The sequence below is a fragment of the Hymenobacter terrigena genome, assembly GCF_054776515.1.
The window spans coordinates 414,379-427,873 of sequence record NZ_BAAHBU010000002.1; the positions used below are offsets into that span (position 1 = coordinate 414,379).

General features: G+C 60.7%; 16 protein-coding genes. 5 read left to right on the plus strand and 11 right to left on the minus strand.

All coding sequences use genetic code 11. The features are described 5' to 3' along the window. Positions 1-11: 11 nt before the first annotated feature. Entirely contained in the window at positions 12-572 is a 561-nt protein-coding gene (locus tag ACYU7Q_RS08660; RefSeq protein WP_460609051.1) for a hypothetical protein, read from the plus strand. On the opposite strand, the gene ACYU7Q_RS08665 is transcribed toward ACYU7Q_RS08660, so the two are convergent. The 10 genes from ACYU7Q_RS08665 to ACYU7Q_RS08710 all read right to left on the minus strand — a co-directional run bounded on the left by ACYU7Q_RS08665 (position 569) and on the right by ACYU7Q_RS08710 (position 9,503). Further along, positions 569-2,971, minus strand: a complete 2,403-nt coding sequence (locus ACYU7Q_RS08665) for a penicillin-binding protein 1A (protein WP_460609052.1) — start codon at positions 2,969-2,971, stop codon at positions 569-571. The two genes, ACYU7Q_RS08660 and ACYU7Q_RS08665, sit on opposite strands and share 4 nt — an antisense overlap. A gap of 129 nt (positions 2,972-3,100) precedes the next feature. Beyond that, positions 3,101-3,559 (minus strand): hypothetical protein, encoded by a 459-nt coding sequence (locus ACYU7Q_RS08670; RefSeq protein WP_460609053.1) that lies wholly within the window; start codon positions 3,557-3,559, stop codon positions 3,101-3,103. 51 nt (positions 3,560-3,610) lie between these two features. Next, the gene (locus ACYU7Q_RS08675) at positions 3,611-4,003 is read right to left on the minus strand and encodes a hypothetical protein (protein ID WP_460609054.1); all 393 of its coding nucleotides are present in this window, start codon (positions 4,001-4,003) and stop codon (positions 3,611-3,613) included. A 279-nt stretch (positions 4,004-4,282) separates the two neighbouring features. Then, entirely contained in the window at positions 4,283-4,639 is a 357-nt protein-coding gene (locus ACYU7Q_RS08680) for a hypothetical protein (RefSeq protein ID WP_460609055.1), read from the minus strand. Positions 4,640-4,662: 23 nt separating this feature from the next. Further along, positions 4,663-4,878: a hypothetical protein gene (locus ACYU7Q_RS08685; protein ID WP_460609056.1), complete on the minus strand. Its 216-nt coding sequence runs from the start codon at positions 4,876-4,878 to the stop codon at positions 4,663-4,665. 32 nt (positions 4,879-4,910) lie between these two features. Beyond that, positions 4,911-5,309 (minus strand): hypothetical protein, encoded by a 399-nt coding sequence (locus ACYU7Q_RS08690; protein ID WP_460609057.1) that lies wholly within the window; start codon positions 5,307-5,309, stop codon positions 4,911-4,913. Next, positions 5,302-6,837 carry a DUF4153 domain-containing protein gene (locus ACYU7Q_RS08695; RefSeq protein ID WP_460609058.1) on the minus strand — a complete coding sequence of 512 codons (1,536 nt, stop codon included), beginning with the start codon at positions 6,835-6,837 and terminating at the stop codon, positions 5,302-5,304. The genes ACYU7Q_RS08690 and ACYU7Q_RS08695 overlap by 8 nt, the downstream gene beginning before the upstream one ends. 165 nt (positions 6,838-7,002) lie before the next feature. Beyond that, entirely contained in the window at positions 7,003-8,454 is a 1,452-nt protein-coding gene (locus ACYU7Q_RS08700; protein WP_460609059.1) for a B12-binding domain-containing radical SAM protein, read from the minus strand. A gap of 69 nt (positions 8,455-8,523) precedes the next feature. Then, positions 8,524-8,817 (minus strand): winged helix-turn-helix domain-containing protein, encoded by a 294-nt coding sequence (locus ACYU7Q_RS08705; protein WP_460609060.1) that lies wholly within the window; start codon positions 8,815-8,817, stop codon positions 8,524-8,526. Between the two features lie 14 nt (positions 8,818-8,831). After that, complete coding sequence (locus ACYU7Q_RS08710; RefSeq protein WP_460609061.1) at positions 8,832-9,503, minus strand: hypothetical protein; 672 nt, start codon at positions 9,501-9,503, stop codon at positions 8,832-8,834. Positions 9,504-9,599: 96 nt separating this feature from the next. Here ACYU7Q_RS08710 and ACYU7Q_RS08715 point away from each other — a divergent pair, with 96 nt between their 5' ends. The 4 genes from ACYU7Q_RS08715 to ACYU7Q_RS08730 all read left to right on the plus strand — a co-directional run bounded on the left by ACYU7Q_RS08715 (position 9,600) and on the right by ACYU7Q_RS08730 (position 12,606). After that, entirely contained in the window at positions 9,600-10,001 is a 402-nt protein-coding gene (locus tag ACYU7Q_RS08715) for a hypothetical protein (protein ID WP_460609062.1), read from the plus strand. Between the two features lie 102 nt (positions 10,002-10,103). Then, on the plus strand, positions 10,104-10,919 hold the full coding sequence (locus ACYU7Q_RS08720; RefSeq protein WP_460609063.1) for a class I SAM-dependent methyltransferase: 816 nt from the start codon (positions 10,104-10,106) through the stop codon (positions 10,917-10,919). Between the two features lie 79 nt (positions 10,920-10,998). Next, entirely contained in the window at positions 10,999-11,871 is an 873-nt protein-coding gene (locus ACYU7Q_RS08725) for a UbiA family prenyltransferase (protein ID WP_460609064.1), read from the plus strand. 78 nt (positions 11,872-11,949) lie between these two features. Continuing rightward, positions 11,950-12,606, plus strand: a complete 657-nt coding sequence (locus ACYU7Q_RS08730; protein ID WP_460609065.1) for a hypothetical protein — start codon at positions 11,950-11,952, stop codon at positions 12,604-12,606. Between the two features lie 8 nt (positions 12,607-12,614). Here ACYU7Q_RS08730 and ACYU7Q_RS08735 read toward each other — a convergent pair whose 3' ends face one another. Next, positions 12,615-13,283 carry a DsbA family protein gene (locus tag ACYU7Q_RS08735; RefSeq protein ID WP_460609066.1) on the minus strand — a complete coding sequence of 223 codons (669 nt, stop codon included), beginning with the start codon at positions 13,281-13,283 and terminating at the stop codon, positions 12,615-12,617. Positions 13,284-13,495 lie beyond the last annotated feature (212 nt).

The following is a 13,495-nucleotide window of genomic DNA, read 5'->3' on the forward strand; positions in this document are numbered from 1 at the left end:
GGAGACAGCCGATGGCCACGGCTGGCGATACGATGATGGCAAGAAGCTTTGTTTTGCTTGCTCAACACCCATCAATTCTCGTGAAAAATTTCTTTAAAAAACTTTTCGGAAGCAACCCTTCTCAATCAATATCGATGAGCACGATGCCGATTGAGTTTCCTGCTTATACGAGAAGAGCAATTGCCTTAGTGGCCAACAGCAACGGGCATCTTGAGGACGAGGAAGTAGTAAATCTGTTTTGTGCGAATTCTATTCCGCGCGATGAAGCCATCGAGTTGCTGCTGTTTCTACCAGATGCATTTTGCCGGCACATGCTTCCTCAAGTTGACTGGCCTTCCTACTACGTTGAGTTTGTTTCTCAAGAAAAACAAATCCAGATTCAGTATAGCGATAACCCTCGTTTTCTGGCCATTAAGGAGGCAATGACTTCCTACTTAGCCGGTGATTTTAAGCAGGCTGATTTCCTAAAAATCGCAAGTCGTAGCGCCTCATTTAAAGCACTCAATCAGCTATTAATAGCTGGCGGAAAACTGGAAAATGCAGATATCGCACCCGAATACATTGTGCGCTAGCGCCCGCCCTTCAAACTATCCGGGATGCTACCCCCGTTATTCATCTGCTCCAAGAGGTTGTCGGCGGCGATGGTGTCCACGGCTTCGGCACGGCGGCGGCTGGGCTCCTCGGGCGACACGCAGTTATACTTCTTAGTGATTTTGACGGTGGGCTGCGGGAAGTGGCCGGGCGTGTAGCCCAGTTCCTTGTCCTTGTAAACCTTCTCCATGAACTTGCCGAAGATGGGCAGGGCCGTGCGGCCGCCCTCGCCCTGCTGCGAGCCGGTGAAATGGATGCTGCGGTCTTCGCCGCCCACCCACACGCCGGTCATCAGGTCCTTGGTCATGCCCATGTACCAGCCGTCGGAGTAGTTGGAGGTGGTGCCAGTTTTGCCGCCAATCTGGTTGTCGTTGTGCCAGAGGTCGTAGTCCCATAGGGCCTGGGAGGTGCCGCCGGGCTCTTCCATGCCGCCGCGCAGCATGTAGGTCATCAGCCAGGCGGTTTCGGCCGGGATGGCGCGATGCTGCACGGGGTCAAATTGCTTGATGACGTTGCCGTTCCGGTCCTCGATGCGCGTAACGAGGCGCGGGTCGGAGCGGAAACCGGTGTTCATGAACGTGCTGTAGGCGTCCACCATTTCGTACACGCTCACGTCGCCGGCCGAGCCGAGGCCGATGCTGGGCACGGCCAGCAGCGGCGAGGTGATGCCGACTTTGTGGGCGTATTTGGCCACGTTGTCCCAACCTACTTTCTCGGTCAGCTGGGCCGTCACCGAGTTCACGGAGCGGGCCATAGCGTGCCGCAGCGTCATGTTGATGCCGGTGTATTCGCGGGTCACGTTGTCGGGCTTCCATTCCATGGGCTTGCCGTTTTCAACGTATTTGATGGTCACGCGCTGGTCGCGGATGCGGTCGCAGGGCGAGTAGCCATTGTCGAGGGCCGTGAGGTACACGAAGGGCTTGAACGTGGAGCCGGCCTGGCGCTTACCCTGCTTCACGTGGTCGTACTTGAAAAAGCGGTAGTCGAGCCCGCCCACCCAGGCCTTGATGTGGCCGGTGAAGGGGTCCATGCACATCATGCCCGACTGCAGAAAGTGCTTGTAGTAGGCCAGCGAATCGAGCGGCGACATCACCAGCGTGGTGTCGTTGTCGTCGTGCTTCCAGGTGAATACCTTCATCGGCCGCTTGGCGTTCAGGGCCGAATCCAGGCGCTGCGGCTGGTTTCGATAATGGTTGGCGAGGGTTTTGTAGCTCTCGGTGCGCTTCATCTGGGTCATGATGAAGTCGGGAATGACGTTGCCTTCGTCGTCCACCCACGGGTCTTTGCCCTTGTTCTTCCAGAAGTTGTCGAACTGGCGCTGCAAGGCCTTCATGCGCTCGTGCAAGGCTTCTTCGGCGTGGGCCTGCATCCGCGAATCGATGCTGAGGTAGATTTTGAGGCCGTCACGGTACATGTCGTGGCCCGTGCTGTCGCACCACGCATCCACAAACTGACTGATGGCGCTGCGGAAGTAGGTATCGGGCCCGTCGATGTGCTTTTCGACGTGGTAGTCGAGCACGATGGGCGTGGCTTTGAGGGCCGTGATTTCGGCCTGGGGCAGCACGCCGGCCTGCGCCATGCGGTCGAGCACCACGTTGCGGCGGCGCAGCGCGGCGGCCGGGTGGAACTTGGGATTGTAGGCCGTGGGGTTGTTGAGCACGCCCACCAGCATGGCCGCCTGCTCGGGTTTCAAGCTATCCGGCGAGGTATTGAAGAAGGTTTTGGCCGCCACTTTGATGCCGAACGCGCTGGAGCCGTACTCCACGGTGTTGAGGTACATCCGCAGAATTTCCTCCTTGGTGTAGCGCTGCTCCAGGTCCACGGCCGTGAGCCATTCCTTGGTTTTGGCCACGATGGTGCTTACCACCGGGATGTAGCCCAGCGCGCCGCGGCTCTGCTGGCGGCGGATTTTGTAGAGGTTTTTGGCCAGCTGCTGGGTGATGGTGGAGCCGCCGCGCTTCTCGCCGCGCAACGACGAAAACACCCCGCCGAGTACGGCCTCCAGGTCGATGCCCGAGTGCTTGTAGAAGCGCACGTCCTCGGTGGCAATAAGCGCCTTGATGAGCACGGGCGACATCTTATTGAGCGGCACCGGCGAACGGTTTTCGCGGAAATACTTGCCAATCAGGACCCCGTCCGAAGTATATATTTCCGAGGCCTGCTCTACTTTGGGGTTCTCTAAATCGGCCAGGCTGGGCGATTTGCCAAAGAGGAACATGAAATTGGTGCTCACCAGAAACGGGTACACCAGAAACAGAATGACAACTAAACCGAACAGCACCCAGGCCCAGCTGGCCACCCGCAGCGGCCAGCGGCGGCGCGGCGGCTTGGATTTAGCGCCGGAAGAAGAAGCAGAAGGAGACGTTTTGAGGTCGGCCATGCGAGGCGGCAAGTGGGTGACGGGGCCGAAGTCCCGCCGCGAAGAACGGCAAATATACCAGACCCTCGCCCCAATAGTCCGGATTAAGCGCCCGATAAAGCAAATCGGGCGACGTACTCCGGCCTGATGTTAGTGGCGCTGCCGGGCCGTCAGAATGGCTTTATGGTGCACGTTGCGCTGGGCCTTGACGCGGCGGCGCTGCCAACGCCAGCCCAACTCGCCCAAGGCCAACAGGATAATGCCCAGCCCCAGGAAATAGCTCCAGTGCAGCAAACGAATCTGGCCCCGCGTGGGCGAGTCCAATTCCTGAAACAGCAACAGGCCCCACAGCTCATCAATCAGGGTGAAGCCCCACACCGCCGCCGCAAACACGCGCCCCACGCGCCCCAATGCCAATTGCCAATGCAGCAGGTACAGCGCCACGCCGGGCAGCGCCGACAGCAGCACCAGCGGCGCAGCCTTTACCAAAGGCAGGCCCAGAAAGATGATGCTAAGCGTTTCCTTGAGTACCTGCGCGCCGGCCAAGGCCCGGCCAAAGCGCGAGATTTTCGGAACGACGGCCAGCGGGTGCAAGTGAGAAGTGGGCATAGGGCGGGACAATGCAGAGCGGCTAATTGGCCCCAAGATACTGAGCTTCGGCTAGTAACGCCGCGCCATGGTGCGCGAGGCCTGGCAGCGCCACGTGAGGACGATAATCAACAGTCCTTTTACGGAATCCAGCAACAAGTTGTCGGGTTTGCCGAAGGCGAAATAAATACCCGCGCCGATGCCTATCCACCACACGCCCAGCAGGTAGCACCAGGTAGCGAAGCCGGGCCGGCGCCGCACCACCTGCACCACAGCCACAGCCGCTACCAGCGACACAAACAGCAGCAGCCACGCCACGAGGTAAGCCAGAAACGTGGTATCGGGGCCATACGTCACCCCGAACTGCTTTAGCGTGAAAGCCGGTGCGAAAAACGCGCCCCCCGTCAGCGCCAGCTCGAAGAGCAGGGCGATGATGAGCACAGTCAGAAGCAGCTTACGGGCCATGTGGTATAGGCGATGATGGTGCCGTAGCGGGCCGTTCTCAGGATGGGAAGCCCAACGGGCCGCCAAGCTAAACAATAATCTCTAATAAATCATTATTTCAAGTTTTTAGGTTTTCATCCTGCGGCTGCAAACACTGCTGAAAAGTCAACCATTGAGCCTTAATAGGCATTTTATGTCAATACTTTTCACAATTTGGCGCAGTGGCAGTTTACATAATCCCCTGATTGGGCAATACCCAGAAATGATTCCCACAAGTAGGTTGCGCTTTCCGAACTACAGCTAATCCTGTGTAATGCTTCCCAAGCCAAAGAAAAGAAACGGGACAAAACCCAGCATCATGAGCGCCACCACGCCATAAATGGGCAACACTATCCCCCACATCAATAGCGGGGCCCAGACGGGGCCACGGTATCCTCGCACCCAAGCCGTAAGCAACTGGATTATTTGAACACCAGCAGCCTCAAGCAGAAGCCCCATTACAATCCAACTCCACTGTTGGGCTTTAGCGTAGTGCGGCCATATTTCATTTTGAAAATGGATGCTGAAACCCGCCACTACCACACCCGCCGCCGTGAACCGCAGCCGCGGCGGCACCACGGGCCAAGGCGGCAGCCAATTCCATTTGTTAGCATTCATGTTGGTGATGGATATGGCCGCCCCTACTGCCGCGACCACAGCAGCATGAGCTGGGTGAAGGCCAGCAGCAGCAGCGCCAGCAGCACAATGGTGGCCGGCAGCACGCCGCGTATCAGGCGCCGCCAGCGGGCATCGGGCGAGGCGGCGCGCTCCTGCCAGGCCAGCAGCAGGCCCAGCGCGGCCACATCGCCGATGCAGAACAGGACGCCAAGGAAGGTGAGAGCAAATTGCGGAAGCATTGCGTGAGTTGGTAAAGCGTTAAAAATTCAGGTTAGACACTCCAGGACTTGCCGTCGTCCAGCCAGCTGAACAGCATCAGAATCACGATGCCCAGGTCCAGCAGCAGCCAGGCCATCAGGATTAGCCGCAGCACCAGGAGCCAGCCGAAGGCCACCGTGGTGGTCCAATCATCCCATCGGGCTTGTTGAAACAAAGAGGTCGAGCCGGCAAACGCCCGGGTGAGAAACGCCTTCGAGCCGAGCACTACCACAATGGCGAGCGGCGTAAGCAGCGCCGTGGTGCCGCAGGAGCGGCAGTTGGCATCCTTCACCTCCATCACCCAATACCAGAAGGCGGCACAGGGCAGCAGGCAGACGGCGGTCCAGGCAAGGCTGTTGCCCAGCCAGCGCAGCAGGCCCGACGGCGGGGCCGTGTGGATTAGCTTATTCATGGCCGCTCAATAGTTGGTACGCCCGCCAGTCGGCGTAGGTGAAGCCTTGCCAGCCGGTTTGGGCCTCGTGGTGCGCCCGCCAGTTGGCCACGGCCACGTTGAGTTGCTGCTGCGCGGCAGCGGCTGTGATGGTGGTGGCATTGCCGTATTCATCCTCGGTGGTGAGGTGAGCGGCATCCAGGCGGCCGCGGTGAGCCACCAGGGTGGGCAGCGTGCGGCCGGGCATGGCCAGCAGAAAGCCCACGTCGATGCTGCGAAAGCGGGCCTGGAGATTGTATTCGGCAATCCAGACCTCCCAGTTGCCGGCGGCGAGCAGCAGCAGCACCGCGTACACGGCCAGCGAATTGAGGCGTATGAGGCTGTAGGCCGAGCGGCGCTGCCAGATTTTGAGCAGCACCGTGGCCAGCCCAAAAAATACCAGCAGCAGAAAGAAGCACACGCCGATGCGCTTGTAGGCGATGCCGCTGTTCAGGATGTAGTAGTAGTTGCGCAGGCCCACCGAAATGGCCAGGATGGCATTCTGCACCACCCACACGGTGGCGCCCCAGCGCAGCCACGGCAAGCCGGGCTGATAGAAATTGAGATTGCGGCGGAAGAACCACAGCACAATGCTCATGGCGAGCAGGATGCTGAAGATGAGCACGTAAGTGCCTTCGTGCACGAACTGGGCCAGGTCGAAGCCCGGGGCGGGCTCAAACCCAAACCAGAGCCAATTGATATCAATGGCATTCACTGCCAGCAGCAGCACATTCACCAGCCCGAAGACTGCGGCGGCGGCCAGAAACTCCTTGCGCAAATCGAGCATCCGGGTAGTGCGGAAGCTGAAATCGGGCCGGCGCACGCCGAAGGAGGCCACCCGGTCGCGCTGCCGCCGGACGAACTCGCCGAAGCGCGACTCGTGGTCGGCGAAGTAATACACCGGCACCACCACGACCACCCCGGCCGTTACCACAAAGCCCAGCGCGATAAACAGCAAATGGCCAATGGAAATATCGGGCAGCAGCCGCGCCAGCCACTCGCCGAGCTGCGCCAGCACCTGGCCGCTCAGGGCCTCGTAGCGCGGGTTGGCTACGGCGAAGAGCAGGTGAAAGGCTCCCAGAATGCCCAGCGGCACCAGAAACAGGCGGCCGTAGAACCAGCTTCGGCGCACGCCGGCCCCGGTGTTGCGCGGGGGGCGCACGCTCTGCAACACCCGCAACCAAGCTTGCGCCAGGCTGTTAGCCGCCGTGAGCAAGGCGTATAGCACCAGCTTCAGGTGCGGCTGGTTCACGTAGCCCAGCAGCAGCATCACCGAGGCCATGCAGGCCAGCGCCGCTACCGCCGAGCCGTACACCGCCATCATGGCGGCCCCAAACAGGCTGCCGCCCACCATGAGCCAGAAGTAGCCGGAGCGGCGCACCGCCGCGTAGCGCGGCAGCAGCACCAGCTGCACCGCAATGATGAATACGGTGAACACCAGCATGTTTATTCCGCCGCCTTCGCGCCAGAACAGCCAGTCGAACAGCACCACGCCCAAGGTTAACAGCACTTTTTGGATGGTTGAAAGCAAAGCTGCGGGGGCGGATTGCAGCGGAACTGCGTCCGAACCTTCGGATAATGGAAAGACAGGATTCATTGAAAATGAGCTAAAAAGGTGATGCAAATGAGTAGGAAATGGCTTCGCCAACCGGTGGCAGGCACGCGGTGGCGCAGCCTAGTGCGGCAGCACGGGCAGCGGCAGGAAAGTGGCCGCGTCAGCAGGCTCCAGGGGCGGCTTTAGGGCGGCGGGGTCGGCACTCGTGCGCACCTTGCTCAGGATGGCTTCGAGCAGCGGGCGCATCGCGTCGAGGTGGCGCGACTTGATAAGGAAATTCCAGAGGGGCTCGAATTTTTTCCAGCCGCCGGCGTAGGCAAAGTGCTTGAGCTGGTGGCGCAACGTGTCGTGCACGAGGCTGGCTTTGGTGATGTTGGCCCAGGAATAAAAGTCGCGGTAGGCCTGGTCGTAGCCGTCTTTTAGCTGGCGGGCGGTGAGGTGGGGACCGGGGCGGCACACCACGGTGCGCGTGTCGTACTCGTTCCAGCGGCGGTGCAGCAGGCGGTTTTCGGCCTCCATGCGTTGGAAAAGCGCTGTGCCGGGGTAGGGCGTAGCAATGTGGAAGGTGGCCGTGGTGATGCCCTGCCCCACGGCCCAGTCCACGGTGCGCTGGAATACGTCGGGCCGGTCATCGTCGAGCCCGAACACGAAGCTGCCGTTCACCATGATGCCCAAATCGTGCAGCCGTTGGATGGCCGCCGCGTAGTCGCGGCCCAGGTTCTGGGGCTTGTTGCTGGCTTTCAGGTTCGCCGGGCTCAGCGTCTCAAACCCTACAAACAGGCTGCGCAAGCCCGCCTGCGCAGCTTTTTCCAGCAGACCATTGTCGCGCAGAATACTGTCCACCGTGGCGGCCCCCTGAAACAGCCGCCCCATGCCGCGCATCCCCTCAAACAGCCCCGCGGCGAAGCGCGTGTGGCCCAGCAAATGGTCGTCGAGGAAGTAGAGGTGGCGGCCCGGCAGGCGGTCGATTTCGGCGAGGGCATCGTCCACCGTCTGGGTGTAAAAGCTCTTGCCACCCTGAAAAAAAGCGTCCTTGTAGCAGAAATCGCAGTGATGCGGGCAGCCGCGCGTCACCACAATGGAGTTGGGCACGAGGTAGCGCTCCCGCTTAATCAGCTCGCGGCGGATGGGCGGAATGCCCGCCAGCGTGCGCCCCGCCCCCGATACGTAGCGCGGCCGCGCCCGCCCGGCCTGCCAGTCCCGCAGAAACTGCGGGAATATTTCCTCGCCCGGCCCCAGGAAGATACTGTCGGCGTGGGGCGCGGCCTCGTCGGGCAGGCTGGTTACGTGCAGGCCGCCCAGGCACACGTAGGCCCCGCGGGCACGGTAGTGGTCGGCCAGCGCGTAGGCGCGGTAGGCGTTGGTAATATACACCTGGATGATGACGAGGTCGGGCTGGTCGTCGAGGCGCAGGGTTTCCACATGTTCATCCCGCAAGTCCGCCTCCCACTCGGTCGGTAGGTAAGCCGCCAGCGTAGCCAGCCCCAGCGGCGGAAACAGGGAATACTTTATCGGCCGCCAATACGGGTTGGTGGCTTCGGTGAGGGCGGGCAGGATGAGTTTGACGCGCATGTTAAAGAACTTTGAAATACAAAGTATAGACGCAAAAAAAAGAGCCTCGATGGCTTCCTTTTCAAAAAATCAGGGCCGCAACAGCTTCTCCAGCGTGGCCAGGTGTTGTTGGAAAGCGGCCTTGCCGGCGGCAGTAGCAGTGTAGGTAGTGTTCGGTTTCTTGCCGACGAATTGCTTGCTTACCAGCACGTATTCGGCCTTTTCGAGGGCCGCAACGTGGCTGGCCAGGTTGCCATCGGTTAGGTCGAGGGCTTCTTTCAAGTCGTTGAAGCTCACCGAATCATTAGCCAGCAGCACGGCCATCACGCCCAGCCGCACGCGGTGGTCGAAAGCCTTGTTGAGGGTATGAATGAGGTGCTTCACCGGAATACTAAAGGTTATTGGGCCGCCGCGCCCGTCCGCTCGTAGCGGTTATACATCAGCAGGCCGTAGCCGATGTGGCCCAGGCCGAAACCGAGCGCAAAGTAAAGCAGGCCCCAGCCGGGTTGCAGCATGGCCAGCAGCCCGAGGCCAATCTGGGTGAGCCCCAGCCAGCGAATTTCGTCCAGCGTGTACTTGCTGGCGTTGAGCAATGCGAGGCCGTAGAACACCAGCAGCCCCGGCACTACCATGCCCGCATCGCCGCTCAGGTAGAGCCGCAGGCAGAACAAGCCGCCTGCCACCAGCGGCACCGCCAGCGCCACGGCCACCCGGCGCGCCGGACCGCTCCACAGCGTCTGGCCGGCGCGGCGGGTGCGGCGCTGGGTGAAGAAAAATGCCACCAGCAGCGCCGCCGCAATCACGCTACCCGCCAGCAGCAGCAGAAACGGCAGCGCCGCCTGTCGCTCCGGCGCGGTACTGGCCATCAGGTGCGAGTAGCCGGCCGGCCCGTATTCGCTGGGGTACTGGCTTTGCAGGTAGAAATGGCCGGCCGCCGCGCCCAGCAGCGCCACCACGCCCGCCCCTACCCCACTCAGGCCGGAAAGCGACAAAAAGCGCGAGCTGCGCTCCATGATGGCGCGGATTTCGGTGAGCTGAGCAAGCGGGTCGGGAGCAGCGGCGGGCTTCATAATTATCGAAGTGCTTTGTGATGCAAAGTTGAAGAAAAGAATTGGTATGTTTGCATCACTTCAGATAAAATAATTCTAATGAACCCCCTAATCCAAATGCAGCATCCTTGGAGGCACAGCGCAATGCTGTGGCTTTTATCGAATGTTATAGGCACGCTGCTACTAGGATTGCGGCTATTTGCTAAGGGCGAAAGCAACTTTGCATGGATTGTAATAATCAGTCTCTTTGCTGCTGGGATTTCTCTTCCGACCATCCCCCTATCCGTACCCATTTTCAAGCGGGTTTTACAGTTTCCAAGCAAACAGGGGCGAATCTGTCTCGCTTTTTTATCCGTTACCGGGTTGTTTACAGTCGCTGTTGGCTTTGTGGTTTACATCAACCAGGAATTTAATTTGTCCACACCAACAATCGTTGAGCTACTACTTCCCTTCTATTTGGGGGCTATTATTGCCACAGGATTGGAATATCAGAAATGGCTTTTCCGAGTTGATGGATAGCGTTTCTATGTTGGGAATTAGCGGCGTGACCCACATAGGGCTTCCCTGAACTAATGGGTGTAAGAACCGACTGCCTGCGTTATTCTGCGTATCACAGGGCCTATGCACCTTCGCCTACGGTTATTTGAATTTGAAGACTTGCCCTGGTTTCCGGCTGCCATCCGGGCGGGGATGATGGACTACCTGCGCTTTATGATTTCGGCGCTGGGCACCTACCGGCCCATTGCCCCGCTACTAGCTGAGGGCCTCGCCCGCACCGCCCAAACCCGCGTGCTGGAGCTGGGGGCCGGGGCCGGCGGCGGCACCGAAACCGTACTGGCAGCTCTGCACACCCTGGGCCAGCCCGCCACCATCACCCTCACCGACCTCTACCCCCAGCCCGCCGCCTGGGCCGACATCGCCCGCCGCACCAACGGGGCCATTGGCTTCGAGCCAGCGTCGGTGGATGCCTTGGCCGTGCCTGCGCAGCTGGCGGGCTTCCGCACCATTTTTTCGGCCTTCCACCACTTCCCGCCTGACGCGGCCACCGCCATGCTGCGCGATGCCGTGCGGGCCGGCACCGGCATCGGCGTGTTTGAGGGCGCGGGCAAGCACTGGGCCGAACTTCTGCTGGCCCTCACGGTGCTGCCGGTGGCGCAGCTACTGCTCACGCCGTTTTTTCGGCCATTCCGGCTCAGCCGGCTGTTTTTTACTTATCTGATTCCGCTCATTCCGCTCTGCACCATCTGGGATGGGTCGGTGTCGCTGCTGCGGATGTATTCAGTCGATGAGCTGCTGACCCTGGCCCATGTGGCCGACCCGGCGGGTGCATTCGCCTGGCAGGCGGGCAAAAAGCGTCATTGGTGGGGGCCGCAGGTTACGTACCTTATCGGCTGGCCGGTTGGGGCTGCGCAACCGGCCAGCAACAATGACGCCTAAGTTGCGGCTGTTTCTGTTGCAGCTTTTGCTCACCTTTGCGGCCGCCGGCTACCTTGACCCTGCCTAACTAACTGAACCCTTGCTCACTGCTTACAAGAAGGCGCTGCCGCTACTGCGCATCCCGTTTTCCGTTTACCTCATGCCCGTGTTCTGGTTTGGGCTGAGCGCCTTGCGCGGGCCGTGGAGCGGGTGGCGGGCTGTGGGCGTATTTATAGTGCTGCACCTGCTGGCTTACCCGGCCTCCAACGGCTACAACTCCTACTACGATAAGGACGAAGGCAGCATCGGCGGCCTGAAAGTGCCGCCCAAAGTCACGCCGGAGCTGCTGCACCTGGTATGGCTGTTCGATGCGCTGGCCGTGGCGGGGGCAGCGCTGCTTTCGCTGCCTTTCGCCGTGCTGGTGGTGGCTTATCTGTTGGTCTCGAAGGCCTACAGCTACGAAGGCATTCGGCTAAAGAAATACCCGCTACTGAGCACGCTGGTGGTGGTGGTTTTCCAGGGGGCCTTCACGTTGTTGATGACGCAGGTGGGCGTGGGAGCCACGTCGGAGCAGCTTTTCGAGAAAACCAATTTGCTGCTGGCGCTGGTCAGCACGCTGTTTTTGTGCGGCTCCTACCCGCTCACGCAGGTATATCAGCACGAGGAAGATGCCCGGCGCGGCGACCGCACCCTGAGCCTGCGGCTGGGCATTCGGGGCACGTTTATTTTCGCGGCTATCGGGCTGCTGGCGGGCGCGGCGGCGCTGGGCCTGGCCTACTGGCTACGCCAGGAAATGCGTCCATTACTGATTTTTCTGGTGGCCACCGGGCCGGTGGTGGCACTGTTTAGCCGCTGGGCCTGGGCCGTGTGGGAGGACGAAAGCGCCGCCGATTTCGAGCACACCATGCGAATGAACCAGGTTTCGTCGCTGTGCCTGAGTGCGGCTTTTATTGCCATGCTGCTTTGGCGTTGAGCCAGGTCGCCGACAGCGGTAACTATGGCCGCCCTGCGCCGCGTATCATTGGGAAGTTTTACTTCACTGGTCCCTATCATGCGCAATACCCGCCTCTTCCTGTTGCTGCCGGTGCTGGCCGCCTGCAACTCCACTCCTTCAGTTGTGAACGAAGGCTCAGTTTCCCGCATAGCCGACCACCAGGCGCCCGGCACCACCGGCCCGCCCGCTACGACCAGCTCCGCCCTGCCTGCCCCTGATACCGCCCACACCAAAGCCGTTTCGGCCGTGAGCGATACGCTGCGCGTGGCGCGGCTGGCGCACAATTTCAGCCGTCCCAAAGGCCCGGCCGATAAATTCCAGCTCGTATTTCGCGGCCCGTCCATCCTCGAAGGCACCGGCGAATTCACCATCACCGACCCCGACGGCCAGGTTATTTTCCGCGAAATGCTGACCGAGCCCGACCTGGAAGCCGCCCTGGGGTATGAGCTGAAAGGCCCCACCGCTACCCGCGCCGAGCGCGAAACCTTCGTGCTCCGGCGCATCGACCGGTTTTTCCTGCCCACGCAGTTCCATACCCCGGCCGTAGCCGCTAAAGCCGCATTCCCGGGCGGTGTCGAAAACCTTGACCGCGCTACTTGGAATGACCTGCAAAAACGGCCCGACGCCATCGGCTTCGAGTACCTGAAAGGCAAGGAAGACCGCCGCCAGATTGCCTGGTCGCCCCTGAAAAAGCAGACCGTGCGAGTGCGGTAACGGCCATGCTAGCGTCCCGACTCCTCTTGGAGCAGCTGCTCCAGCCCCGCCCGTAGCGGCTCAAACGGCTGGTAGCCCCGCGCCAGCACGTAGCCCTGTTCCCCAATTCGCACCACGGCCGTGGGGAAACCCTGCACGCCGATGCGGGCCACGGCCGCAAACTCCTGCTGCGCAGCCCGGGCCGTTTCGGGCGAGGCAAAGCGGCGCAGAAACTCGGCCTCGTCCAGCCCGAACGGGGCCAGCAGCGGCGCATAGGTTGCGGCGGCGTTCAAGTCCTGACCATCGCGAAAAAAGGCCGTTTGCACGGCGTGGGCGAAGGCCACGGCACGGGCCGGGTCCTGCGTCAGGTGGCGGAATGCCACGATGGCCCGGCTCGGCGGCTCCGAGTCGTAGTGGTAAGTGCCGGCCTCGCCCAGCGCCTTGAACGGCTCGCCGAATTCCACTCCGGTCACGTCTTCCACCTGCACTAAGGATTGACGGATGTATTCCCAGCTCTCGCCAATCGGCCCGGCATCATCGCCGCGTACCATGCCGCCGCATAGCACCGACACATCGACGCGCCCGGCAAACTCGCGCTGCACCTGGTTGATAACCGGGCTCATGCCGTAGCACCAGCCGCACAGCGGGTCGTGAACGTAGAGCAATTCGGGCAGTTGGACGATGGGTTCGGGGTTCATACGCAAATATTTTCTGCCAAAAATAGGGTCCTATTGCTCGTCCGGCGGCTTGTGCGGGCTGGGCGCAATTTATTTTCAGCGATGATGAATTTATTCCTTTGACCTGTAGTTTGCTCCGTGATATCTAGCGCTATCCAAGTGGACAATTTTTATACGTCCATTTATTATTATCCACGATTATTATTCTACCGATGGCCCGTTACAGCAATGTA

What these genes read in the sequence shown, in the direction of transcription:
- ACYU7Q_RS08735 (WP_460609066.1), bottom strand. Translation starts at nt 13,283, where the DNA reads ATGAACCCCGAACCCATCGTCCAACTGCCCGAATTGCTCTACGTTCAC.
- ACYU7Q_RS08715 (WP_460609062.1), top strand. Translation starts at nt 9,600, where the DNA reads ATGCAGCATCCTTGGAGGCACAGCGCAATGCTGTGGCTTTTATCGAAT.
- ACYU7Q_RS08690 (WP_460609057.1), bottom strand. Translation starts at nt 5,309, where the DNA reads ATGAATAAGCTAATCCACACGGCCCCGCCGTCGGGCCTGCTGCGCTGG.
- ACYU7Q_RS08710 (WP_460609061.1), bottom strand. Translation starts at nt 9,503, where the DNA reads ATGAAGCCCGCCGCTGCTCCCGACCCGCTTGCTCAGCTCACCGAAATC.
- ACYU7Q_RS08660 (WP_460609051.1), top strand. Translation starts at nt 12, where the DNA reads ATGGCCACGGCTGGCGATACGATGATGGCAAGAAGCTTTGTTTTGCTT.
- ACYU7Q_RS08675 (WP_460609054.1), bottom strand. Translation starts at nt 4,003, where the DNA reads ATGGCCCGTAAGCTGCTTCTGACTGTGCTCATCATCGCCCTGCTCTTC.
- ACYU7Q_RS08685 (WP_460609056.1), bottom strand. Translation starts at nt 4,878, where the DNA reads ATGCTTCCGCAATTTGCTCTCACCTTCCTTGGCGTCCTGTTCTGCATC.
- ACYU7Q_RS08730 (WP_460609065.1), top strand. Translation starts at nt 11,950, where the DNA reads ATGCGCAATACCCGCCTCTTCCTGTTGCTGCCGGTGCTGGCCGCCTGC.
- ACYU7Q_RS08700 (WP_460609059.1), bottom strand. Translation starts at nt 8,454, where the DNA reads ATGCGCGTCAAACTCATCCTGCCCGCCCTCACCGAAGCCACCAACCCG.
- ACYU7Q_RS08665 (WP_460609052.1), bottom strand. Translation starts at nt 2,971, where the DNA reads ATGGCCGACCTCAAAACGTCTCCTTCTGCTTCTTCTTCCGGCGCTAAA.
- ACYU7Q_RS08670 (WP_460609053.1), bottom strand. Translation starts at nt 3,559, where the DNA reads ATGCCCACTTCTCACTTGCACCCGCTGGCCGTCGTTCCGAAAATCTCG.
- ACYU7Q_RS08680 (WP_460609055.1), bottom strand. Translation starts at nt 4,639, where the DNA reads ATGAATGCTAACAAATGGAATTGGCTGCCGCCTTGGCCCGTGGTGCCG.
- ACYU7Q_RS08720 (WP_460609063.1), top strand. Translation starts at nt 10,104, where the DNA reads ATGCACCTTCGCCTACGGTTATTTGAATTTGAAGACTTGCCCTGGTTT.